Here is a 24,377-nt window from a genome sequence, read left to right on the forward strand (position 1 = left end):
CCCCGCACGGGGGGGCTATCCGGTCATCGAGTCATATGGGATGCTTGATGAATTCGCAATTCCCTATCGCTGATCAGTCATTTTCCGCAACCGACGTGCGGAGCACGATCTTGCCGATATGGCGGCCGGAATCCATCAGCTCGTGCGCCGCGCGTGCATCGTGAAGATCGAACTTCCGGTATACCTGAGGCTTGACCGCGCCTTGCCGGATCAGCGGCCACACGGCTTCCTCCAGCTCGCGAATGATCTGCGCTTTCTCCACGTAGGTTCGAGAGCGCAGCGTGGATCCAATGTGTGTCAGCCGCTTCGTCAGCATCGGGAACAGATCGAGCTCCTTCGCGGGCCCGTTGATCACGCCAATCTGGACGATTCGTCCGTTCATCGCAGCCGCAGCGTAGTTGCGTGCGACGTAGTCTCCCGCAATGATGTCGACGATTACGTCGACGCCCTTGCCGTCCGTGAAGCGCCCGACGGCTTCAACGAAATCCTCGTTACGGTAGTCGATCGCGAGATCCGCACCGAGACGCTGGCTCGCTTCTCGCTGCTCGTCCGAACCGACGGTCGTGACGATCTTCGACGCACCGAACGCTCTCGCCAGCATCGTCGCCGTCGTACCGATCCCCGACGCGCCGCCATGAATCAGCACGCTGTCGCCGGCAGCAAACCCGCCTCGCTGGAACAGGTTCAGCCAGACCGTCATGAACGTTTCGGGCATCGCCGCTGCCTCCGTCATGTCGAGGCCTTCGGGAATCGCGAGCGTATTGCTCTCGTTCGCCACCGCATATTCCGCGTAGCCGCCGCCCGGAATCAGCGCGCAAACGCGGTCGCCAATGACGAACCGTGTGACGTCGCGCCCGACTGCGACGACGTCGCCGGCGATCTCGAGGCCCGGAATGTCGGACGCACCGGGAGGCGGATCGTACAGCCCCTTGCGCTGAAACACGTCCGGGCCGTTCACGCCTGCCGCGTGAATGCGGATCAGGACTTCGTCGTGACGCGGCGACGGCACGGGACGCGTCGTCGGCACGAGAACTTCGGGGCCGCCGGGACGCACGATTTCGATCGCGGTCATGTCGGTCGGGAGGGTTTGCACGTCATCAATCACGATATGATCCTCAACGTTTTTCGATGCTCGGATGACTCGCGGGCCATCCCCAAGTCGCGGCATCGCAATGTGTGTGAAGGCAGTCTATTGGCAACGACGCTCGCGGGCACGCAGCGAATTGCCGATCGAGGAATGCAAAAATGCATCAGTCTGGACAAGCGACGAACCGGGACGACGCACGCGTATATTTGTGACGCCGTCGATCGCACGGTTGCACGCGAAACATCCCGATGTGCCCATTGCGCTGAACACGTCGACGCAGATCCTGAATCTCGCGAAGCGCGAAGCAGACATCGCGATCCGCACGGATCGGCCTGAGAATCCCGATCTGGTCGCCCGCCGCCTCGTACGCTGGGACATGGGCCTGTTCGCATCGCATGACTACCTGAGCCGACGCACGGCGACGCATTCGCGGGCCACGACCTCGTCGTCTACCGGCCAAACATCGACGCGAGCCGGAACCCAACCTTCGCCGGCGCCCCGATCGATGCCGGGCGCATCGTCGCGCGCGTGAATTCGAACCTGATAATGCGCGCCGCGCCGAGATCGGGTCTCGGTATTGGCGAGACTCCCGTGCACATGGGCGAGCGCGACGGACTCACCCGCATCTGGCCCGAGCGGGGCCGGCAATCTCAGTACGAGGTCTGGCTCGTCACGCGTCGCGACTTGCACCATACCGTGCGCATCTGCGCAACGATCGACGAAATTGGGTTCGCGTTCGCTGCGCATAGGTGAACGTGCCGTAATGGACGTTTTTTTGAAGGAAGCGACCGTGCGGAACGTCGTCTATAGGCCGTTCACTCGTCTGCGTTCCGCGAACGCGACGGATCAAGCGCCAGCCCACTGCGCACGGCCTGGATGCGCGACGTGACATTGAGCTTCTCGAAGATGTTCTTCAGATGCCATTTGATCGTCTCCGGTGCAACGCGGAGCGCGCGTGCGATTTCCTTGTTAGACAATCCCTGTGCGACGTAGTCGAGGATCTCGGCCTCGCGCGCACTCAAATTGCCAGGCGTAGCTGCAGGTCCGGACCGCGCTGCAGGGACCGCGCTCGAAGCTCGATCCGCGTCGAACGCGCGCGCGAGTTCTCGCAAATACCACGCGTTGACAGCCGGCAAACGATCCGCATGCTTCAACGCGCGAGCTACCATACGCTCCACAGTCGGGCCTTCGTCAACGAACGTACGAACCAATCCGTTTCCCTGGCCATACTCGAGCGCTTCCGCGAGCACATCGAGCGCGGCGTCCTCACGGCCGGCCTGCTCGAGCGCTACCGCACGCAACGTGGCGGCCTGCGCGGTGAACCAGTCAAAACCACGCGCGGCCAATACGTCGTGCACAATTGCGATCACCTGCACGGCTTCGTCCGCGCGGCCGTCCGCGAGCAACAGCCGCGCCCGCGCCGATTGCGCCATTTGCCACGTCTCGACGTAACTCGACGCCTCATCCGGCGGCGTGACAGGCACCAGCGCCGCGAGCGCTTTTCCGAACCGGTTGGCCTGCGTCAGCCTCCCATCGCACAAGTAGAGCCTGATGCTGGTCGACATGCATGCGACGCGCAGCCTCAACCATTGGCGGCTGCATGCAATGTGATCGGCATCGTCAAGAATTTCGTGGGCACGTGCCTCATTACCGGACTGAAACTCCAGCAGTGCGGCTGCCTGCATGAACCGCAGCAACGGTCCAAGAGAGCATGCCTGCATCGCGATCTCGAAACGATCGCGCTGGGCTTCACGGACCTTTGACCAATCGTTCCACTCGTAATAGATAGCCGATAGATAACCGGCCGACAAAGCTGTCGCCGCCGAGAGCCGGCCAGCCGACTGCTCTGCGAACCGTAGAGCCGACTCAAATGTCTTCGACGCGTCATGCAGGCGGCCGGCGACGAATTCCGCGAGACCGGACATATTCTGCCGGTAGATGTTCGCGTAGAGCGGCTCGTTGCCGGACGCGGTGCGTTCCGCGCGGACCTTGAGGTTCATCACGTCGTCGATGCGCCCCGCGTAGCCGAGCCCGAAGATCAGCGTGGTCTGACCGATCTGCTCGATCCACGAACCCGACTTTGGTCCGGCCGCCAGCACTCGCTCACCGAGCTGCAACGCCTCGACGCTCCTGTCCGAAAGGCTGACGATCAACGCGTGCACCGCGAGCAGTTCGGTTGCCGTGACAGCGTCCATGTCGATGCGTCGCGCGCTCACGTCGGCTTCGATCGCCTCCAGCGTGCGACGTGCGTCAACCATCCGCATTGACAGTGCGAGCGCCCAAGCGTGCGCAATCCTCAACCGCAAGCGTCCGGCCAACGCCGATTCAGGCAGGCGGGACACCCAATCAAGCACGGTACGCACATCGCTGGATGCGATGAGCTTCATCGCGCACGCTTCAACCCACGCGGCCGCTGTGTCGAAATCGCCCGCCGTGAGTGCATGCCGAACTGCATCCGGCCATTGACGTTCACCCGCATACCATTCGCTCGCGCGACGATGGAGGACGGCGATCGTGTCGGGATTGCGCAGCGTCAACTCCTCGCGCAGATACTGCGAAAACAGTGCGTGATACCGATAGCTCTGGCGGCCTCCGTCGACCGATTTAATGAAGAGGTTATGTGCGCTCAGCCATTCGAGGCAATCCGCAGCATCGTTGTGACCTGTGAGTGCGTTGCACAGCGAGGGGGTCATCCGCTCCAGTACCGACGTGCACAGCAGGAAGTGGCAAATCGCTTCCGGCACGCGCGTCATGACATTCTCATTCAGGTAGGTGGCTATCCCGGCGCGCGCATGGCTCACCTGTTCGGCTACGTGCGCGGCATCGCTGTCGTCGCGGAGAGCAAGCGCGGCCAACTGCAAGCCAGACACCCAGCCATCGGTCGCGTTGCGAAGGCGCTCGACACTCTCCACATTGAGCTGCTTGCCTGCGACCCGGTCGAAGAACGACCGGGTTTCCGCTTCGTCGAAACGCAGATCGTCCGCGTCCACCCTGACGAGTTCGTCGCGCGACTCGAAATAGCTGAGCGGCAACGCCGGTGTGGAGCGGCACGCCAGGACGACGTGCAGGTTAGACGGCGCGTAGCGCAGCAACTCGAACATCGCATCGTGAATGACCCGCGACGCGAGACGGTCAAAATCGTCGAGCATCAGGAATATTTCGACGCCCGCGGTTTCAAGTTCGTTGAGCAACTCATCGAACACGATCTTCAGCGGAATGAGCCCGCGGTCGCGGAGCAATCGCTGAGCACGGGCGCCCACGCCGCCGGTGGCTCCGGCGACGGCAGCGACGATATATGACGAAAAGATCGACACGTTGTCGTCGTCCTGATCGAGACTCACCCACGCAACCTTGACATTCGCCGCTATGAGTGCGTTGCGCCACTCCGCTAGCAGTGTTGTCTTCCCGTAGCCGGCCGGTGCGCACACGAGCGTTACCCTGCGGTCTAGGCCGCGTCTGAGCCGCCCGAACCGGTCAACGCGCGGCACAATTTCACGCGCCGACGCCGGCACCAATTTGGTGCGCACCAGCACTTCAATCTCGTCGGTGTCCGCAGGCTCGGCGGATTGTCTACTGTCCGTGGCCGTCATCCCTATCCCGTACTCCCAGTGCTGTCTGTCCGCTCGTCTGCCCGCGTAGGCACAAGATCTGCGTGCCGCCTCCCCCGATACTTTTTCGGGCTCCGCGGTGCGTTAAAGACAGCATAGCTACGCGACGTCAACCGTCAAAAGTAGGTGATGTTCGTACCGGCTCAGTGCCGGAGTTGCTACCCGCACCGGTCGAACACAAAGGATTGGCATTGTTCTCGATCAGCAGTGCGATGTTCAGCCCCCCATTCGGGGGGCTACCTTAACTGGCCAAGACATTTCATTCTGATCCAGCGGCACCATGGTTTGTTCGCCGGCCGGTGATTCGGCCGCCGAGCGTCCCCTTCGCCCAAAGCCGTCGACATGTCTCTACCGTTCTGGAGCCGTCATGAATTGTCGAGAAATCGCCGAAGCCTTTTTTGATCGCTATCGGCAACACGACATCGAGGGGATGCTCTCCCTCTTTGCCCCCGACGCCACCATCGACTATGTGCCGATTGGTGTGACCGGTTCCGCGGCCACACAAGGCAAGGCAATCTGGATAGCGCTTCTCGGGGCCTTTCCGAACCTGTCCAATGAGATCGACACACTCCACGCGGATAGCGCCGGCCGCTACGCGACTGCTGAGGTCACAATCGACGGTAGCCAAGCACAGGCATTCCTCGGCGTCCAAAATCGAGGGAAATCATTCTCCCTCAGGCACGCATTCGTCTTCGAGTTCGACGCCGGTGGCCGTATCGCGCGGCTCGCCGCCTATTGGGACAACGTCAAGCTCTTCGAAGACCTCGGCAAAACGACGCTCGGATAACAATACGCGGCCAACGGCTGCCCGCTTGCGTCGATACGGCGGGCAGCTGGACAATCCTGAGGATCAAACAGCGTGATAACGCTCGCGCAATACGCGCTTGTTGATTTTCCCGACGCTCGTCTTTTCGATTGCATCGACAATGAGCAGTCTTTCCGGCACCGCGTATCGGGAAATCAGTCCACGATCGGCCACCTGCTTGACGTGTGCCCGCAATTCGGCGGCGTCGACTCGCCCGACATATTCGTCGGACAGTACAACAAGCGCGAGCGGCCGCTCGCCCCACTTCGCGTCCTTCACGCCAATCACCGCGGATTCCCGTACTGCGGGATGTCGAGACAGGATGTCCTCGAGTTCAAGCGACGACACCCACTCGCCCCCCGTCTTGATGACGTCCTTGATTCGATCGGTGATCTGCAACCGGCCGTCAGAATCGATCACCCCGATGTCGTTCGTATGCAGATAGCCGCCCGCCCACAGGGCCTCCGACGCAACCGGCTCGCCGAGATACCCTCGCGTGGCCCACGGCATGCGTACGACGACCTCTCCTGCCGACCGGCCATCGTGCGGCACGTCGCGCAGATTCTCGTCGACGATGCGCAAATCGACGAGCGGCAGCGGAGAGCCCGTTCGCGTCCGGCGCGCGACACTGTCGTCAGACGGCTTGGCGGGGCGCGACAGTGGGGCATCGACCTGCGCGATCGTCATTAGCGGGCACGTTTCCGACATGCCGTAGCCGGTGTACACGTCGATGCCGCGCGCAAGCGCCGCACGCGCGAGCCCCTCCGGTAGGGGTGAACCGCCGACGATCACCTTCCATGATGACAGGTCGACCGTCGCCGAAGCAGAGCAATCCAGAATCATTGCGAGCAGGGTCGGCACGCAATGCGAGAACGTAACCGATTCACGTGCGATCAGCGCGAGCAACCCGTCCGGCGAATAGCGTCCCGGATAGACCTGCTTGAGCCCGAGCGCGGTCGCGATGTACGGCATCCCCCACGCATGCACGTGAAACATCGGTGTGATCGGCATGTACACATCGTCGCGATGTACGCGTCCGCATTCGCGCGCGCTCGAAAGCGCGGCCATTCCCGCAAGCGTGTGCAGCACAAGCTGCCGGTGGCTGAACGCGACACCTTTCGGCAACCCGGTCGTGCCCGTCGTATAGAACGTCGTTGCGCGCGTGCACTCGTCGAAATCCGCAAACACGAAATCCGGCGGACTCACGGCGATCAAACGCTCGTACTCGTCGACAAAGCCATCGGGAATGTCGGTTTCCGAACCGTCGCCGATCAACACGAATTGCCGCACGGTATCGAGCCGGTCGCGTATGCCAGCGAGCATCGGCAGGAAGTCGCGATGGACGAGTACGACCTGCGCGCCTGAATGATTCAGGGTGTACAGAAGCTGGTCGGGCGACAGCCGGACATTGGCGGTCATCAAAGTCGCGCCCATCATCGGAATCGCGAAGTAGCATTCGAGATAGCGATGGCTGTCCCAATCCAACACGGCTACGGTATCTCCGGCGCCGACTCCGATCGACGACAATCCGCTCGCGAGCTGCCCGATGCGATGCCGGAATGTCCAGTAATCGTGCCGGACCTGATCTCCGTAGACGATCTCCTGCTCCGGTCGTGTCGCGAGCGGCGTATGAAGTAATTGCTTGATCAGGAGCGGATACGCGTATGCGGACGGTGTCGGTTCGTTCGGCGAGTGTGAATACGACGGGTTCATGAAAGTCTCCGTGAGCAGCCAATGAGGCGCGACACCGGCCCGCCATATTCATTCGTGCGGGCGGCCGGCGACGTTCGCATGCGACGGCCGCGATGAGGGTCAAGATACCGAACCGGCATGCTTCGAACACCCCCCTTGTTTGGGGGGACTTCCCGTCACGTTGCGATGCATCGGCAATACGGTCGACGCTCGGGCGCTCAAATTTCGACCGCTACCACCTCCCGCGAACCCACCTGATCGGGGGGGCATTCAACGTCGAACAGCATTGTAAGATTTCGCCGATGGCCTATTCTGCGTGACGGGATACCCATCGTTATTTACCAATGCTTAAAGCGAGTCTTCCGTGTCGGTTCGAATTCGTGCACTGACGATGCGCGCTGTCCGGCCGTCAAGTTCTCGCAGATCACTGAACCCGTCCCCGAGAAAGGAGCAGTCATGACTTCTGAACAGCAGCAAACGGACAAGACGCCCACGCCCGATCCCGCGGAGAACAACGCCTACTTCCCTTCCCCGTACTCGCTGTCGCAGTACACGTCGTCGAAAACCGACTTCGACGGCGCGGACTACCCGAATCCTTACAAGGGTGGCAAGTGGAAGGTCTTGATGATCGCTACCGACGAGCGCTATGTCCTGATGACAAACGGCAAGATGTTCTCGACCGGTAATCATCCGGTCGAAATGCTGCTGCCCATGTATCACCTGGACAAGGCCGGCTTCGAGATTGACATCGCCACGCTATCCGGCAATCCCGCCAAGCTGGAACTGTGGGCGATGCCGGGTGATGACGAGGCCGTCCAGAGCACGTACCGGAAATATCTGCCGAAGCTCAAAACTCCGCTCAAGCTGTCCGACGTGCTGGAAATGGATCTCGGCCCGGATTCGCCTTACATCGCCGTGTTCATTCCGGGCGGCCACGGCGTGCTGGCCGGCATTCCGCATAGCAAGGAAACGAAGCAGACGCTGCAGTGGGCGCTCGACAACGACAGGCACATCATCACGCTGTGCCATGGTCCATCGTGCCTGCTGGCTTCGGCTGTCGACGAGGATCCGATAAATTACGCGTTCAAGGGCTATGAGATTTGCGTCTTCCCGGACGCACTCGACAAAGGCCCAAACCTCGACATCGGCTATATGCCCGGCCCTCTGCCTTGGCTTGTTGCCGAAAGCCTGGAAAAACTCGGCGTCAAGGTGCTGAACAAGGACATGACGGGCCGTTGCCATCAGGATCGGAAACTAATCACGGGTGACAGCCCGCTCGCGTCGAACAACATCGGCAAGCTCGCAGCTTCAGCCCTTCTGAAAGAAGTGGAGAATTGACGTCAAGCGATCGTCATTCCGGTGCATCGGCGACATATGTCGCCGATGCATATGCGATCGCTCGATACTATGCGGCAAACAACGCGTTGGGCGCGGATCAGTGCACTCCATTGCCGTTGATGCATGCACCGATCGGTCACGAACGCGGTCGAACTGAGACAGACGAAGACAACTTCACGACGCATTCCAGGCGAGTCTGCTGCTTTCATTTTCCCCATGCGGGTCGCCACAATTCTGTTGAAGCGTATCTCCGTTTTTCGATAGCGACGGGATTTGACAGCGAAGCGCAAATTCCACCGCTACCGCCCAGGCACGGACTGTACGTTTCACACATCGGAGACTGCTCCGGAATCAATAGCGTTCCACGGAGGATCGCGAAACGCATCGACCAGAAAATCGATCAAACAACGCACCTTGAACGGAAGTTGTTTGCGCGTTGGATAGACAGCGTAGATTCCAAGTTCGATGGCTTGAAATTCAGGCATCAGCCGCGACAGGCGTCCGGCGCGTAAATCTTCATCGATCATGAAACTCGGCTGCAGAATGATGCCTCCATCGTCCAGCGCGATCGCGCGACACGTGTCGCCGTTACTTGAATAGACGCGTGCCCTGGTTCGCACAGTAATCTCTCCGTCGGGCCCCTGGAATTGCCATTCGTCGCGACCTGCAAGATAGGTATAAGCGAGCACACGATGCTCAGCCAATTCCGCCGGATGCGACGGCACGCCGTACCGCTGCAGATAGCCAGGCGACGCGCAAACCACCATCCGGGTGGCAGCCAGCTTGCGGCTGACCAGCGACGAGTCCGGCAATGCGCTGATCCGGACCGCGAGATCGTAGCCCTCGTCGACCAGGTCGACAACGCGATCATTCAGCACGATGTCGAGATCGATCTGTGGGTACAAAGCCATGAATCGCCCCCACAGCGGTGCGAGATGTGTAATGCCAAAGCTCAGCGGCACATTGATCCGAACAACGCCGCCGGGTTGATGTGTTCTGGAACTCACCTCAGCCTCCGCATCGTTCATCGCGCTCAGTATGTCCTTGGCTCGCTGATGAAACAGCCGCCCCTCCTCAGTGAGCGACAGGCGGCGCGTCGTGCGTTGCAACAGGCGACTTCCCAGACGGCTCTCGAGCGCGTCGACATGACGCGAGACCGCTGCCTTAGACATGCGTAGCCCTTCTGCCGCACCTACAAAGCTCCCGGCCTCAACCACTGCTACGAACACCGACATTTCCAGACTACGGTCCATTTATCGTCTCGCAAATCGGAACAATCAATCCCAATGGTAGCGATTTATCGCTACCCATGGCGTCAATATAGTGAAGTCTTGCGAACAAACCTTCACTCGAGGAAAACATGAAAATCACCGTCTTAGGCACCGGCAATATGGGTTCCGCTCTCGTTACGCAGCTTGCACGAGCGGGGCATTCGGTACAGGTCGTCGGGCGAAATCTCGCCAAGGCACGCTTGCTGGCCAACGCACATCCGAGCACGGTAGCGGTCGAGGCGTTCGACGCGGCCAGAGAAAGCGACGTCGTCATTGTTGCCACGAGCTATGCCGACGCGGTGTCCGCCTTGCGCGCAGTTGGCGACCTGAACAGCAAGATTGTCATCGACATCACCAATCCACTGACGACGGACTACATGAGCCTCACCATCGGACACAACACGTCGGGTGCGGAGGAAATTGCACGCGCTATACCGAACGCCCATGTCGTCAAAGCATTCAATACGATCTTCGCGCAAGTCCTCTCTGATGGCGCATTGTTTGCCGACGGTCAACGTGGCTCGGTGTTCTTCGCCGCTGACGACGAACTGGCCAAAGACACGGTCAAAATGCTGATCGAGAGTATCGGCTTCCTCGCCGTCGATGCCGGATCGCTGAGAAACGCGCGTTACCTCGAACCGCTCGCCGGCTTGAACATCTACTTTGGATACGGCGCTGGCATGGGTACCGAGATCGCCCCCGCCTGGATTGCCAAATCATGAACCACACCCATCATGACGCACCACGCGCGCTCACCTATGATCCGGAGTCCGGGCTCGCATACTATGTGCAGCGGAGTTCGTCCGCCGTTGCACGGCTCATACTGCTGCACGGCGTCGGTGGCAACGAAACAAATCTTGTGCAACTCGCCGCACTGCTCGATCCGCGCGTCGAAATCGTCTTTGTGCGTGCGCCGGTTGCGATCGGCCCTCAGCAATTCGCGTGGTTTCAGGTGCGCTTCGATCGACAGGGCCCGGTCATCGACGCACAGCAGGCCGAGAGCAGCCGGGAAAAGCTGCAGGTATTGACCCGTGTACTCCGAGAGAACGACGGCTCCTCCCCGCTACCGACTGTCATCGCAGGTTTCAGTCAGGGTGGGATCATGAGCGCGAGTACCGCGCTGACATCGCCGTCGGATGTAAAAGGTTTCGCGATCCTTAGCGGACGAATATTGCCGGAACTCGACGAGCGGATCTCGACCTCGGATGCGCTCTCTACGCTATCGGCATTCATTGCCCACGGACAATACGACGATAAGTTGCCCGTTGCGTGGGCCGAGCGCGCCAGCGCGAAATTGACAAGCCTCGGAATTCCGCACCAGACGGAAATTTATCCGACCGGACACCAACTGACGCCTGAAACCATTGGCGATTTCAATGCTTGGTTGAACGCATGTCTTTCCCTCGCCTGATCTTCAATATGGAGAACACCATGACCGACTCCCGCACTGCTCCCTATGCAGCACTGCTGATGCGCGTTGCGCTCGGCACGATGTTCATTGCCCACGGCCTGACCAAACTGCTCGTGTTCACGCCGGCTGGTATCACGCAATTCTTCGCATCCGTCGGATTCCCCGGCTGGTTCGCATGGCCGATCATTCTGTTCGAGATCGGTGCCGGCATCTTGCTGTTACTGGGCATCTACGCCCGGATCGTCGCTGTGGTTGCCGCCGCTGAGCTGTTTGTCGCGTCGACCGTGCACTTCGGCAACGGCTGGATGTTCACCAATCCGCATGGTGGCTGGGAGTACCCGGTATTCCTGGCCATCGCGGCCGCCGTGATCGCCCTGCTTGGCGACGGCGCCTATGCCGTCAAACCGACCCCCAAGCTGCCCTTTTGACCGCTCGTACGGTCCTCTGCCAATCATCAGCTACGCCGTCCGCGGTTTGAGCAAGCCGGCCACCGGACCCGCTCGTACTCACCCTCACATCATGGAATTCGGCCTCTACACCTTCGGCGATCTCGCCCCCGACGAGCGCAGCCCCGCCCATGCCCGCCGCCGCTTGGCCGAAATCATCGACGCGGCCCGCTTGGCCGACGACGCCGGTCTTGACATCTTCGGTGTCGGCGAACATCACCGTGACGACTTCGCAGTGTCGTCGCCAGCGACCGTGCTTGCCGCAATTGCGGCCGTTACGCGCCGCATCCGCCTGACAAGTGCGGTAAGCATCCTGAGCTCGGACGATCCCGTGCGTCTGTACCAGCAATTCTCAACAGTCGATCTGATTTCGAACGGACGAGCAGAGCTTCTGGTCGGTCGCGGCGCCTACATCGAATCGTTCCCGTTGTTCGGCTACCGGCTCGACGACTACGACGAGCTGTTCGAGGAGAAGCTCGATCTGCTCGTCGCGCTGAACACCGCTCCTCACGTGACATGGCAAGGACGGCATCGCGCACCTTTGCGCGATGCACGGATCGTGCCGCGACCTCTGGCGAACACCTTGCCGCTGTGGATTGCCGCGGGAGGGACGCCCGCCAGCGCGGTCCGTGCCGGCACGCTTGGCCTGCCTTTGAACCTCGCCAACATCAGCGGGCGTCCCGAGCAATTCAAACCCTTCGTTGAACTGTATCGAGAGACAGGCCGGGCGGCGAGACACCCCGCCGCCAATCTCGCCGTTGCAATTTCCGGGCATTTTCACGTGCAGCGCGACGGCACCCGTGCACGCGACACTTTTTTTCCCTACTATCGCGACTACTTCCGGTTCAACCTGCCCCACGTTTATCGCAATCGCTCGCTCACGCAGGATGAATATGACACGCTCACCGGACCGCACGGAGCGCTCTTTGTCGGCAGCGTGCAAGAGATCGTCGACAAGATCCTTTACGAGCACGAGCTTTTCGGCCACCAACGCTATATGGCCCAACTCGATATCGGCGGCCTACCTCCCGACGTGGTCCGAAATACGATCGAACTGTTCGCGGGCGACGTCGTACCTGCAGTACGGCGCGCACTGGCAGGCTGTTGAAAGTCAAACGGTCACTGCGGCGCCAGGTAGTTGGTAAGAATACGATGACCGCAGTTTGCCAAGGTGGCGAACTTGTACGAGCGAGCTCATACGACGAGCGGCTAGACTCGTCAATCACTCGATCCTGCACGTCAACCCGATTAGAGAGCACGATCGGTCCAAATGGCGCTTCGTTCATGATTCGGACGCACATCAAGAAGTGCCGTCGTCAAAAAAATAGTCTGAACCGTCAAAGCTGCGCCCTCTGCCCGGTCAAGAGCCTTACACCGAGTTTGAGCACGTCGCCCACCTTCCATTCATATCCGGAAAATTTCCTCCAAAACACGGCACTCATCTACACTCTGGAATTCTTAGCAGATCACCGGGATCTCATACGCCCCGCGCAAATCTGGCGTGCATCCGTCGGGTGACCGGTACGCACAAGACGTCATGCACTCTGCGTCAAAGGCCGTTCTGCTATTTCACCGTCGCGCGACGTGAAGATTTGGAGGACGTCAAGAAAAGACCGCAAGATAGGCGAGTGATCGTCCTTTCGATAAATGCAAACGAGTTCGATGTTCGCGGCCACCTTGGCAATCAACGGACGATAGACGATACCCGGTAGCCTCAGATGCGACGCAGATTGCGGAACGATACTCAACCCGAATCCACCCGCTACAAGTGCCATTGCAGTCGCAACGTCCGTTACCTCCTGAACCACGTTGGGTTGCGCGTCATACGCGTCGAAAATTTCATATACCCGCGTCCCCAGTCCGGGCGTGGTCCAACGTGGATAGAGCACCATGGGCTCATTCAATACTTCGTAGCAGTCGACACGCTTTTGGTTGGCCAATGGGTGAGCATTCGGCATGGCAACCATCATGCCCTCTGTCAGAACGACCCGCTGAACGATATCCGCTTGTGGCGGAACCATTCGATTGAATCCGATCGTCAGTTCCCTGTCGCGAAGTGCTTGAATTTGCGCTTCCTTTGACATCGGGAACAATTGCAGTTTGACGTTTGGATGTTGTCGTCCGTATTCGAGCAATAGTTTCGGTATCACGTCGAAGATCGCCGAACCGAAGAAACCGATTGCAAGATACCCGGCCTCTCCCTTCCCGACCGATCTTGATTGCTCTTCCGCTTTTCGGACATGCGCCAGAATGGTGTACGCGTGACTCTGGAGCGTCAGGCCTGCAGTCGTCAAATCGATTCGCTTCGCCGACCGCTGAAAGAGCGGGACGCCGATTTCGTCCTCGAGTTGCTGTATCTGCCGGCTGAGCGCAGGCTGGGAAAGATGAAGACGCCGCGCAGCACGATGAAAATTCAGTTCTTCGGCGACTGCAACGAAATATTTCAAGTGTCTCAGTTCCAAAGTCATCTCCAACATGTTCCGGCATCGACCAGCGGCAAGGTTCGACGCAGTTCAGACTGCGGATGCCTACGACACACCCCATCCTGTTGAACCTGATCAACCGCCTGGTATCCGGCCCGCCGGAGCGTTTATCGAACACGCGTGTTTGAATGTCATCGACGCGGGAAACAGTTACGATTCCCCCACTGTCATACAGAGAATTGCCCGTGCCGACAATGGCCTGCGCTCCTTCGACGATGAAACACTGCTATATCTGCGTGGGCCACGTTGTCGCTCGAATGTTCAGCCGGATCCGGCTCTCGTCGTGTCGCCGCAAACGATGACAGGCTCGCTGCCGGCCCGCGCCCCGGCGCATGCCTGTACATTTCGACCGTTCGTCGAAACGTACAGGCTTTCTGACCACACACGGGCCGGCACCGAAGTCAGTCCACAAAAATGCGAACGTCATACTTCGTTGCGCCACCATACGTTTCTTCGGCCAGGACTCCAAACCGATCCAACTTTCACAGTCCAGCGATGGCCCTATCCCTTCCGCCTCGGTTCGAGGCGAGAGGCTGGCAACGCACGATCAGCGTCGCGATATCGACGCATCTCTCGCTCACCCTGTCGAGTCAGCGCAAATACGCGGACCCGTCGCGATCGAGCGCACGCATTTTCCATCCGAGGTCAGACTGATCCGCGTGCGCTGGACCGCTCTCTCCGTCGCGTTGGATCCTCGCTGATATGCAGATCAGGATATCAAACGCACACTGCAACGGGACGGCTTCGCGTCCGTTCCCGGTGGAATTTAGAATTTCGTCTGGAGAGCCAATCTGACAATCGTCTGTACACCGGTGCTCGACCCGCTGCCAGTCTGAAACAGTCCATTGATCCACGCGCCGGCGTTACTGTCGCCACTTGCGCGCTGATGGACGAGTTCGACGTATGCCAACGTTCTCTTCGAAAACAGGTACTGAACGGCTGCGGAAATCTGATGTGCCTTGTTGTTGGACAGGACGTCATTGCCTTTCATGAACGTGTAGTCCAACCCGACGACCCAGGGCGCTGAAACCTGCCATTGGGCGCCGGCCTTGTAGACATTGATCCCCGCATTCGACGCCGTGTTCTTCGTATTGGTATATAGCAGCATCCCGAGGACAGGTCCGAACGCGTAGTGTGCGCCGAAGCCGAAATTCCTGATCGAATCGTTTCCGTTCCCAAGATCCTGATAGCGTTCACTTGTGTACGCAGCGCCAAGCCCAAGCGGACCCTGCTCGTAGTTCAGGCCGGCACTGACCGTCGAGTTCGCGGAAAACGCGCCAGGTTTCCCGCCAAGCCCATACATCGCGCCGAAGCTAACGCCACCCAGGACCGGACTCCGATATTTGACCGAATTCGCAACACGGGTCCCGCCCGCCATTCTGTCGAAGTCGAACGACCCCGTCGGATTATTCGGAATACCAAGTTTCGAAAACGGACCTTGCCTGAAATCGTACAACCCTCCGAACAGGAACGCTCCATCAAAATTTCCCACTGTCAGGGAGTCGAACATGAACTCGTATTGATCGCCAAGTGTAATGCTTCCATAGCGATCGTTTGTGATTCCGACCAGCGCAGTACGATCGAAGATCGACCCCGATGCCGGAATCGTTTTTCCCGATCCGATATCGAACTGCGACGTCAGTTCGAAAATTGCCTTACTGCCCCCGCCGAGATCCTCCGTTCCTTTCAGCATCAGCAAGCTCGGCGAAAGAATACCACTGTCGAACATGATGCTCGATCCGCCGTGCTGATTGCTCACATACGACACCCCTGCATCGATCAGACCAGATATCGAAACACTGCTTTGTGCAGAAGAGATTGCGGGAATTGCCGCTGCCACCGCAAAAATACTTACCTTCACATTATTCATCAAGACCTCCTTCATCATCGCACTAATATGCATGCCTAACTAATTTTGATATTGATTTCAATAACATGGATCTTTCATCACACTATGTCACTTCACCTCTCCAGCGTCACGGCGCCTCCATCGAGTTCATCTTCGCCTCCGGGCCTGCCACTTGACTCCGAACCGGATCGACCACGATACGCGTTCGAGTTGGGAAAATCGACATGTTTCGCCCGGAAGCACAACGCCCCCAGATCCCTTTCGAACACCAGATCATGAAAACGATAGCGAGCACGCCCATGACTATCTGATACCAGACTCCCAGGTCTCCCAATGACTGCCGCAAGACAAAATACACCAGCGCCCCGACGATCGGTCCTTCAATCGTTCCTATCCCGCCGATCACTACGGTGAACAGCATCAGGGTGCTCCAGTCGATCGAGAATGCCGCATCCGGCGAAACGCGCAGCTTCGTGACGAAGATCAGCGCGCCCAGCATTCCACATCCGGCAGCCGAACCGATGTAGACGACCCATTTTATTTTCCCGGTCGGTACGCCAAGACTGCGCGCGGCAACCTCATTGTCCCGGACCGCAGTCAGCGCCAATCCATAACGCGAGCGAAGGACGGCATATACCATGGCACATGCGCCTATGCCGAGGATTGCTGCGACCCACAAGGTCACCGATTCTCTCCACCAGGTCGGCATCCCCCGCATCGTCGCGGCGACGGACAACCCGGAGCCGCCGCCCAATGCTTCGGTGTTTGAGACCAGCAGGCGAAACACTTCCGACACAACCCACGTTCCGACCGCGAGATGCGCCCCCTTGAGCCGGAACAGCAGCGCGGCCAGCGGGATCGCGAGTACCGCGCAGACAATGCCGGCTATCGGAATGACCAGGAACGGATTGATGCCGGCGCCCAGGCCAAGGACCACGAGACAGTAGGCGCCCAACCCAACGTAAATCTGTTGTCCTATCGAGATGATTCCGCCATAACCGGCGAGCAGATTCCACATCTGCGCAAGCGCTATCGTGTACAGTATTTGCGCCATCAGGTGCTGCCCCTGACGTCCCGACCACCACGGCATCGCAACGATTGCACACACGCCGATCAATCCTGCCACTTGCCCAATCCGACTCAGCCGGGTATGGCGTTCAACGATGAAATGTTCCACAGCGCGCCTCAGCGATCTCGAGTCCGGGGAAACAGGCCGTTCGGGCGAGCAACCAGCACCGCCAGAAATATCAAGTGCCCAGCGAGCGTCCCCCATCCGGGGTCGACTTTCATTCCGATCGATTGTGCGATGCCGAGGATCGTGCCGCCGGCTAGCGTGCCCCATATCGATCCCAAACCGCCGATGATCACGGCCTCGAAGGCGTAAAGGAGTCGTGTCTGTCCTTCGGTGGGACTGACGTTCGCGCGAACCGCGAGAAATACACCGGCCACCGCAGCGACAGCCACCGCCAGCCCCATCGCGATCCCGTAAATACGCCGATGATTCAGCCCGACCAATTGCGCGGCATCGGCATCGTCCGAAGTGGCGCGAAATGCGCGCCCGATCGGCGTATACGTAAACAACGCTTGCAGGAAAACCAACACGGCGACAGCAATCGCCATCGTCAATGTCGGTAACACGCCAACCGCCAAGTCGGCCGTCAACGGGATGCTTGCGGTCGACAGCGCGCCGACGTCGAAGCCACGGGGATCGGCCGAATATACTTCCTGCAATCCGTTCTGCAGCACGATAGACAAGCCAAAGGTGACGAGCAGCGGCGGCAGGATACCCTTGTCGAGGGCTTTCTCCAGAAGGATCCGCTGCATCGCGTAGCCGACCACGAACATCATCGCGACACACAGCACGGCGGCGGCCCACGGATTCATCCGTAGCGCGCCGGCGACGGAAAACGCCAAGAACGCGCCCAGAATGGCGAGGTCCCCATGCGCGATATTGACAATCCGCATGATGCCGAACGAGAGCGACAAACCTGTCGCGAACAGCGCATACAACCCACCCAACAACAAGCCATTTAGAAATGCGTTGATCCAGTCAGACATGGCACTAAACACCGAAGTAAGCAAGTGAGATTTGGTCGCGCGTGAGCTGGGCCGGCGCCCCGCTCAATGTCACGCGCCCCTCCTGAAAGCAGACCAGCCGGTCAACAAGCCTGATCGCGTGGTCGATATCCTGCTCGACCACCACGATCGCTGTGCCCTCTTCGCGAATGGCCGGCAATACGGCATAGATATCCCGGATTGCGGCCGGCGAAAGACCCAGCGAAATTTCGTCGCAAAGCAATACGCTCGGATTCGCCATCAACGCTCGGCCGATTGAAACCATCTGCTGCTGACCGCCCGAAAGCATCGTTGCCGGCACCTGGCGCTTTTCCTCCAGGATCGGGAAGAGCGCATAGAGCCTTTTTAGCGACCAGTGCCCTTCCCGCCCGGAAGACGCTCCGACGCGAAGATTCTCTTCGATGCTGAGGCTGGGAAAGAGACGGCGTCCTTCCGGAACCATCGACAGCCCACGGGCGACCATCCTGTACGCGGGCTCGCCGGTAACGTCCTCTCCATTCATGCAAATGTTGCCGGATGAGGGCTTCATCAGGCCAGAAACCGTTGACAGAAAGGTGGACTTACCCGCGCCGTTCGAGCCGACGAGCGCGACAATCTCGCCATGACTCAATTCGAAATCGATGCCGAAGAGCGCTTGAAAGTCGCCGTAGCGGGTATCGACTCCGCTGACCTCAAGAATCCTGCTCACGCCCACCTCCTAAATAGATCTCCTTGACTACTTCGCTGGACATCACGTCCCGAGGCGATCCCTCCAGGATGACGGCCCCCAGATTCAATACGGCAATACGATCGACCACGGCCAGCAACGCATGCATGATGTGCTCGATCCAGATGATCGAAATACCTGTCGTGCGGAGCGTGTGAATCATCTCGATCAGTTCGCCGATCTCCTGCTCGGTCAGGCCACCAGCAATCTCGTCCAGCAGAAGCAACGCCGGATCGGTCGCCAATGCTCTCGCGAGTTCGAGTCGCTTTCTGTCCAGCAGCGGCAACGTGCCGGCCAGTCTGTTCGCTTTGCTCAACAATCCAGTCTTCTCGAGAACTCGAACGGAACAGTCCACGGCGGACGTCGTATCGCGCTCCCCGCCGAAGGTCGCGCCCACGAGCACGTTTTCGAAGACTGTCATTTCGAAAAACGGCCGGGGAACCTGATACGAGCGCGCGATACCGGCACGGCAACGAATATGAGGCGGCAATGAAGAAATTTCCTTGCCATCAAAGGTGATCGCGCCGTTGTCCGCCTCGACGATCCCCGTGATGAGATTGAACATGCTGGTCTTGCCAGCGCCGTTAGGCCCGATTACGCCGAGTGCCTCCCCCCTTTTCACGGATAAATTCAATTCGTCGGCAACGCGTATCGACCCAAATGACTTCGATACGCCAAGTAAAGACATTATTTCCATGATACGTCGCTGTACCCGAAGGAAAATTCAAACGTTCAGCCGCGTCCAATCATGCAGGAATAGGTTCGAGCCGATCGTGGATCGGAATCATTGGTGCCTGGCTGTTGTCGACCAGAGTCAATTCGAATCCTTTTTTACGCTTCTTCCATTGCCCGCCCGCGAGCGGTGTCTTCGCGATATTCTGGATCGGGCCTGCACGGAAGTTGACTTGCCCCACAATGGTCGACAGATTCGTCTCGCGTATCGCATTGCGAATCGCTTCCGGCGTAAGGTCGGCCGATCGGCGCAGCGCGTCGATGGCAACTTCGAACAGTGCGTGCTTGAAGCCCAGCGGCATACACCACGAGTGCCCCGTCTTCTGGCTATACGACTGAGCGAGCTGCTGGCAGTTGACGCCCGTCAAGCTCGATCTGAACGGATGGTCAGGAGACCACCAGACCTCGACCGACAGGCCCGCGGCCCGCTCGCCGAACGACTGGATGACAGCTGGAAACTCGCATGCCTTCGCGACGGTCACCACCTTCGGGCGATAGCCCTGCTGCCCCGCTTGCGACCAGAAATTCGCGAAATCCGGCGGCGGAATGACGCCGGTGACGATCGCCGCATCGCGCCGCTTGAAATCAGCAATGTATGCGGAAAAATTGTCGGACGGCAAATGGAAACGTCCCTTGTCCACCAGTGTGAAACCCTTGCGAGCCAGGATCGGCGGAAACCCTTTTTGCGCGTCCCCCCATATGTTGCCGTCCGAATCGTTGGGCCAGAGGGCACCGACGACCTTGCTGGTTGGAATCTGTGCCCACATGCTCGTGAAGGTTCCGACGATGTCTTCCAGTCCCCAGAAAAAGTGGTATGTCCAGTCAAATCCTTTTTTCGGACTGCCACCGCGACCGAAGAAATGAGCTTGCCATGGCGTGTCCGTTGTAATGCAAGGCACGCCGTTCAGCTCGCACTGGTCGGCAACGGGATTGGTGGTCGCCGGTGTCGACGCCGCCACGACCAGATCCACCTTGTCGTTCAGAATCAGCTCATTGGTAACATCAGCCGCCCTGCTCGAATTTGACTGAGAATCCTTGTAGATGATCTCGACCGGATATGTTCTCCCCGCAACCTTGATGCCTGCCCGCAATGCCTGACGAATCTGTTCGATCGTGAAATCGTCTGGTTCGGAAAATGCTGCCAATGGACCGGTCTGTGGGCTGACAAAACCGATTCTGATCTGCCGCGCCAGCGCGGACCATGCGCGGACCGGAAGCGTCGCCAGCGCCGCGCCACCGGCGGCGGCACGAATCATTGCACGACGACGGGCGTCGACGGATTGATCATTGAAGAAATCCACAACTGTCTCCTATTGCATCATGATGTTGACCACTTCAGCGGCTCTTAATTAATATTAATATTTATTCATCACCCGCCCAACGCATTGATACTTCAACGCATCCCGACGAACCCGGAATTTTTTGAATCGGCATCGCCCATGTGCGTTGTGATTGACAAAGATTGTCGGAGTGCAGATCAGCCGGCGTGCATCGTCAAATGTCTTGTTTAGGCTCCGAATTCATGTCGGCACGACAACATGTTGTCGTGCACCGAGCCGGATCTGCGTCGGGTGCAGCAAGAATATGCGTGCTCCGATGCGCCAGTCCAATGCCGTTTGACAATCAGTTGATACGCATGAGTTATCGACGACACACAGCGCCCTGAGGACGTGGCCGGGCTGGCTCGTGAACACTGCTGCGGCCAATGCCACGCTGGCTCGCATTAGCAGGATGTTTAAAAATAGGGTTAGCGGAGAACCGCTGCCTCGGAGGCAAGCCTACTGACTTCCATCGCCGTCCATAACGGATCCATGAAATATAAAAACAATTTGATAAACGAAATCAACGCACATAATGTCCCGCAGCCTGTGCGCGGATTCGCTCGGCCATGTGTCGACCCAGGCCACGACCGGATATGCGAAGACGGATCTGCCGCAGCGACACATATTCGTCGACCGTACGTTCTATACAAATTAGAGGCGTGGCCGCTTCGAAAAATCTCTCAAAGCAAGACTTTTATCTCAATTATCAACGCATATCGGATCACTCCATGCCTTTCCATCGCGTCAATTCACCGGACAATTCACAATCCGAAGCGCGCTGCCCGGTCGGAGAAGTGCAATGACCCAGCGATTTCCTGCTCACACCATAATGGCCGAAATGACGATGAGCACAAAGATGGACGGCCAAGCGCAAGAGTGTGCTGGCACATGGAGAACGCGCTGTGAGCGAACCCGCAGGACGTGAAGGAGCAGTACGAGCGCAGGTCGACAGATATGTGCCGCGTCTGGGCTGGCCGTGACGGTTGGGCGACGCTGGCATTGGTGATCGACTCCACACGCGGGAATTGCCAGGCTGGCACCTGTCTCGCAGCGGTAAGGCCAGCACGGCTTCGAGCGCATTGGAGCATGCTCTGATCGCCCGGTTCGGCACGCTTGGACGGGTGCCGAATCCGTTCCCGCTGAGAAGTGACAACGGGCTTGTCTTCATGAGCCGAGACTAAACGGCGTTGGTGCGCAGCTATGGCCTGCGCCAGGAGTTCATCACGCCGCATTGCCCGGAACGGAATGGTTGAGCGCGTGATTCGCATGCTAAAGGAGCAATGCGCGCATCATCACCGCTATGAGACGCTGCAGCACGCCAGCCGCGTCGCCGACTGAGTCCAGGTCTACAACCATCGACGGCCCCACCAGGCGCTGAAGATGAAAACGCCGCCTGGAGCATTCGCTTTAGCCGCTTAACCTGTGCAGGTTTCGCTGGGTCTCTGCAGCTGAACGATAAGCAAAATTCAGCCTCATGCACACATGACGCCGGCCGAGTCAGCGGGGCGAGTTTTCGATTCAATGCGTCACTTACTTGGCAGATGGAAGCCGGCCGATCAACTCGTCCAAATCAAGTTCCTGCTGATATGTTTCGAAGCCGCTTTGGATTGCAAGCTTTACACGAGCCTGCGTGATAGGGTTCGCGACACAAAGATCGGCTTCGTAAGCTTCAACCAGGAGCCCCTCGGAGAGTTGCTCATACGCCCCCCGGTCAACCGCGCGTTTGATGTGACCGAGCGTATGAATCGGAAAACCCGCGATCCTATAAGCCAGTTCGTCGACGACCTGCGTGAGCTCATCACTTGGGAGTGCTCGATTGATATAGCCGTACCGTTCCGCCATTTCCGCCGAGACATCCTGACAGCCGAGTAATATTTCAAGTGCACGGCTGCGCCCCATCAGTCGCGGAAGTCGTTGGGTTGATCCACCTCCCGGTACAAGCCCTATCCCAGCCTCAGGGTGACCGAAAATAGCTTTATCTCGTTCTGCAAAACACATGTCGCACGCCAATGCGATCTCGCTACCACCCCCACGGGCGCGACCCTCGACCCTGGCAATGGTTACTTTTTGCATATTGCGAAATCGTTCACCAATAGACTGTGTCATGCGGAAGCTGCGTGTCGACGAGACATTAGTCGACGCGGCGGCGACGCGTGCGAGACCAGAATGTGCAATAAAAAATTCCGGCAGTGCACTCTGAACGACAATTACCCTGACCGCATTGTCAGCCTCCAACTCTCGGCCGAGTCGATCAAATTCCTCAGAAAAAATCTCATCAAGAAGATTAAAAGGAGGATAGTTCATGACAACGAAAGCGACACCGCGATCAAACTTGAACTGGAAGCATTTATAGTCATCATATTTCATGGTCATTCTCCATCTATTTTAGTTTAATAAAAATTAAACATTTCCAATAATGATCACTTCATCACAGGACAATTTCCGATATCGATTTCTGTCGTGAGTACCATCTTAGCGTCATCTCTCTGAAAGTACCTGTACGGCATCGCGAGTGTGCGTATCTAATTAGGCGGCATGGCGCATGGCAGGCGTAGTCGGTCCACAACGACATCGTCAAGGACGCGGCCGTGAATCGCTTAGTTGCAGGGCGCGCCATCTTAGTCGCACACGCGATTCGCTCAACGTCAGCCACGCTGCCATCCGGCGGTAACCGAGGCGCGGCACGTTCTGAGTGGCCGCAATCAGTTGCTTTCCAAGGCTTCGATCATTCAACTGACGCTTGAGCTTATAGGTTGCTACCCGGCGGCTCAGCCCCAAATAGCGACATGCGTTGCGTCGCGGAGGCCCCGCCGAGTCGTGGCTTCCGGCGCCTCGCACCGGCTCGTCGGGGTACTCATTTTTTCGGCTGAGTTCCCTCAAACCGTCGATCATCAGCATTTTCCCAGCGATCAGGCGCTCATGGCGCTTACATAGACCTGCACCTGCTCGCGCACGCTCTCGGCCTCGCGCAAGGTCCGGATCATCTGCTCGTCGGTAAATCGCTTCTTCAGCGAGTTTGGCCTGCCTTTAGGATAAGAGAGAACTCACTTGCCAAATGGCTCCAGGAAATGTCTCAAGTCATATCGTGTCCGCGCACTTGTGGGTAATCGCCGTTCGGAGGACCGGTAGACCGCTTAATCGGCAGGCGGCAGCTTCGCGGACAGCTCAGGAAAGCGCAGTTCGCCTTCGTAGGTTTCGGCGCCGGCGTGGAGTATCGCCTTCACGCGCGCCTGTATCGCTTCGTTGGCTACGCAAAGATCCGCCTCATGTGCTTCCACCAACAACCCTTCGGAGAAGGAGACGTCCGACCCCATATCCACGGCCGTTTTCAGGTGGGCGATGGTGGTAGGGGGAAAGGTCGCAATGCGTCGTGCAAGCTTGTCCACGAATGGCCCCAACTCCCCAGCTGGCAGCGCACGGTTGATACTAAGATTTCCGAAAGAAATGTCACATAGCCGCGTATTGGCATTCGGGTTGGCGAAAGAAGGATTTCACCAGCGCGGGCAACTTTTGGATTCGGCGCAAAGCGCCGATGGCCAGCCGTTTCATCT

General features: G+C 58.6%; 19 protein-coding genes and 2 pseudogenes. 7 read left to right on the plus strand and 14 right to left on the minus strand.

What is annotated here, in order from left to right; all coding sequences use genetic code 11:
• Positions 1–73: 73 nt before the first annotated feature.
• Positions 74–1,072 carry an NAD(P)H-quinone oxidoreductase gene (locus G3N94_RS03610; protein WP_241021557.1) on the minus strand — a complete coding sequence of 333 codons (999 nt, stop codon included), beginning with the start codon at positions 1,070–1,072 and terminating at the stop codon, positions 74–76.
• A gap of 220 nt (positions 1,073–1,292) precedes the next feature.
• On the opposite strand from G3N94_RS03610, the pseudogene G3N94_RS03615 reads away from it, so the two are divergent.
• Positions 1,293–1,840 (plus strand): annotated as a pseudogene (locus G3N94_RS03615) (substrate-binding domain-containing protein); the annotation flags it as partial.
• Between the two features lie 62 nt (positions 1,841–1,902).
• Here the strand turns inward: G3N94_RS03615 and G3N94_RS03620 are convergent.
• Complete coding sequence (locus tag G3N94_RS03620; protein WP_205790721.1) at positions 1,903–4,677, minus strand: LuxR C-terminal-related transcriptional regulator; 2,775 nt, start codon at positions 4,675–4,677, stop codon at positions 1,903–1,905.
• Between the two features lie 385 nt (positions 4,678–5,062).
• On the opposite strand from G3N94_RS03620, the gene G3N94_RS03625 reads away from it, so the two are divergent.
• The gene (locus G3N94_RS03625; protein WP_205790722.1) at positions 5,063–5,482 is read left to right on the plus strand and encodes a nuclear transport factor 2 family protein; all 420 of its coding nucleotides are present in this window, start codon (positions 5,063–5,065) and stop codon (positions 5,480–5,482) included.
• A gap of 63 nt (positions 5,483–5,545) precedes the next feature.
• Here the strand turns inward: G3N94_RS03625 and G3N94_RS03630 are convergent, their stop codons facing one another.
• The gene (locus G3N94_RS03630) at positions 5,546–7,213 is read right to left on the minus strand and encodes a fatty acid--CoA ligase (protein WP_205790723.1); all 1,668 of its coding nucleotides are present in this window, start codon (positions 7,211–7,213) and stop codon (positions 5,546–5,548) included.
• Between the two features lie 435 nt (positions 7,214–7,648).
• On the opposite strand from G3N94_RS03630, the gene hchA reads away from it, so the two are divergent.
• On the plus strand, positions 7,649–8,530 hold the full coding sequence (gene hchA, locus G3N94_RS03635) for a glyoxalase III HchA (RefSeq protein ID WP_205790724.1): 882 nt from the start codon (positions 7,649–7,651) through the stop codon (positions 8,528–8,530).
• A 326-nt stretch (positions 8,531–8,856) separates the two neighbouring features.
• On the opposite strand, the gene G3N94_RS03640 is transcribed toward hchA, so the two are convergent.
• The gene (locus G3N94_RS03640; protein ID WP_205790725.1) at positions 8,857–9,783 is read right to left on the minus strand and encodes a LysR family transcriptional regulator; all 927 of its coding nucleotides are present in this window, start codon (positions 9,781–9,783) and stop codon (positions 8,857–8,859) included.
• Positions 9,784–9,890: 107 nt separating this feature from the next.
• Between G3N94_RS03640 and G3N94_RS03645 the strand changes: the two genes are divergently transcribed.
• From G3N94_RS03645 to G3N94_RS03660, 4 genes are all read left to right on the plus strand, one after another.
• Positions 9,891–10,523: an NAD(P)-binding domain-containing protein gene (locus G3N94_RS03645; protein ID WP_205790726.1), complete on the plus strand. Its 633-nt coding sequence runs from the start codon at positions 9,891–9,893 to the stop codon at positions 10,521–10,523.
• Positions 10,520–11,212 (plus strand): phospholipase, encoded by a 693-nt coding sequence (locus tag G3N94_RS03650; RefSeq protein ID WP_205790727.1) that lies wholly within the window; start codon positions 10,520–10,522, stop codon positions 11,210–11,212. The genes G3N94_RS03645 and G3N94_RS03650 overlap by 4 nt, the downstream gene beginning before the upstream one ends.
• Positions 11,213–11,232: 20 nt before the next feature.
• Positions 11,233–11,640 carry a DoxX family protein gene (locus G3N94_RS03655; RefSeq protein ID WP_205790728.1) on the plus strand — a complete coding sequence of 136 codons (408 nt, stop codon included), beginning with the start codon at positions 11,233–11,235 and terminating at the stop codon, positions 11,638–11,640.
• A gap of 91 nt (positions 11,641–11,731) precedes the next feature.
• Positions 11,732–12,766 (plus strand): LLM class flavin-dependent oxidoreductase, encoded by a 1,035-nt coding sequence (locus G3N94_RS03660; RefSeq protein ID WP_205790729.1) that lies wholly within the window; start codon positions 11,732–11,734, stop codon positions 12,764–12,766.
• Between the two features lie 427 nt (positions 12,767–13,193).
• Here the strand turns inward: G3N94_RS03660 and G3N94_RS03665 are convergent, their stop codons facing one another.
• From G3N94_RS03665 to G3N94_RS03710, 10 genes and pseudogenes are all read right to left on the minus strand, one after another.
• Positions 13,194–14,105 carry a LysR family transcriptional regulator gene (locus G3N94_RS03665; RefSeq protein WP_205790730.1) on the minus strand — a complete coding sequence of 304 codons (912 nt, stop codon included), beginning with the start codon at positions 14,103–14,105 and terminating at the stop codon, positions 13,194–13,196.
• A gap of 802 nt (positions 14,106–14,907) precedes the next feature.
• Positions 14,908–16,011 (minus strand): porin, encoded by a 1,104-nt coding sequence (locus G3N94_RS03670; RefSeq protein WP_205790731.1) that lies wholly within the window; start codon positions 16,009–16,011, stop codon positions 14,908–14,910.
• 106 nt (positions 16,012–16,117) lie between these two features.
• The gene (locus G3N94_RS03675; protein ID WP_205790732.1) at positions 16,118–17,167 is read right to left on the minus strand and encodes a branched-chain amino acid ABC transporter permease; all 1,050 of its coding nucleotides are present in this window, start codon (positions 17,165–17,167) and stop codon (positions 16,118–16,120) included.
• Positions 17,168–17,175: 8 nt separating this feature from the next.
• A complete protein-coding gene (locus G3N94_RS03680; RefSeq protein ID WP_205790733.1) occupies positions 17,176–18,048 on the minus strand; it encodes a branched-chain amino acid ABC transporter permease in 873 nt (290 codons plus the stop codon).
• Positions 18,049–18,052: 4 nt separating this feature from the next.
• Positions 18,053–18,754: an ABC transporter ATP-binding protein gene (locus G3N94_RS03685; protein WP_346778638.1), complete on the minus strand. Its 702-nt coding sequence runs from the start codon at positions 18,752–18,754 to the stop codon at positions 18,053–18,055.
• On the minus strand, positions 18,738–19,469 hold the full coding sequence (locus G3N94_RS03690; RefSeq protein ID WP_205790734.1) for an ABC transporter ATP-binding protein: 732 nt from the start codon (positions 19,467–19,469) through the stop codon (positions 18,738–18,740). Before G3N94_RS03690 ends, G3N94_RS03685 begins: the two co-directional genes overlap by 17 nt.
• 49 nt (positions 19,470–19,518) lie before the next feature.
• A complete protein-coding gene (locus G3N94_RS03695; RefSeq protein WP_346778639.1) occupies positions 19,519–20,805 on the minus strand; it encodes an ABC transporter substrate-binding protein in 1,287 nt (428 codons plus the stop codon).
• Positions 20,806–22,356: 1,551 nt separating this feature from the next.
• Positions 22,357–23,193 (minus strand): enoyl-CoA hydratase/isomerase family protein, encoded by an 837-nt coding sequence (locus G3N94_RS03700; protein ID WP_241021551.1) that lies wholly within the window; start codon positions 23,191–23,193, stop codon positions 22,357–22,359.
• Positions 23,194–23,403: 210 nt separating this feature from the next.
• A pseudogene (locus G3N94_RS03705) lies at positions 23,404–23,837 on the minus strand (IS3 family transposase); the annotation flags it as partial.
• A 123-nt stretch (positions 23,838–23,960) separates the two neighbouring features.
• Entirely contained in the window at positions 23,961–24,212 is a 252-nt protein-coding gene (locus G3N94_RS03710; RefSeq protein WP_241021552.1) for a hypothetical protein, read from the minus strand.
• Between the last annotated feature and the right edge of the window lie 165 nt (positions 24,213–24,377).

Source organism: Burkholderia sp. Ac-20353, from assembly GCF_017104785.1.
Classification (GTDB): Bacteria; Pseudomonadota; Gammaproteobacteria; order Burkholderiales; family Burkholderiaceae; genus Burkholderia.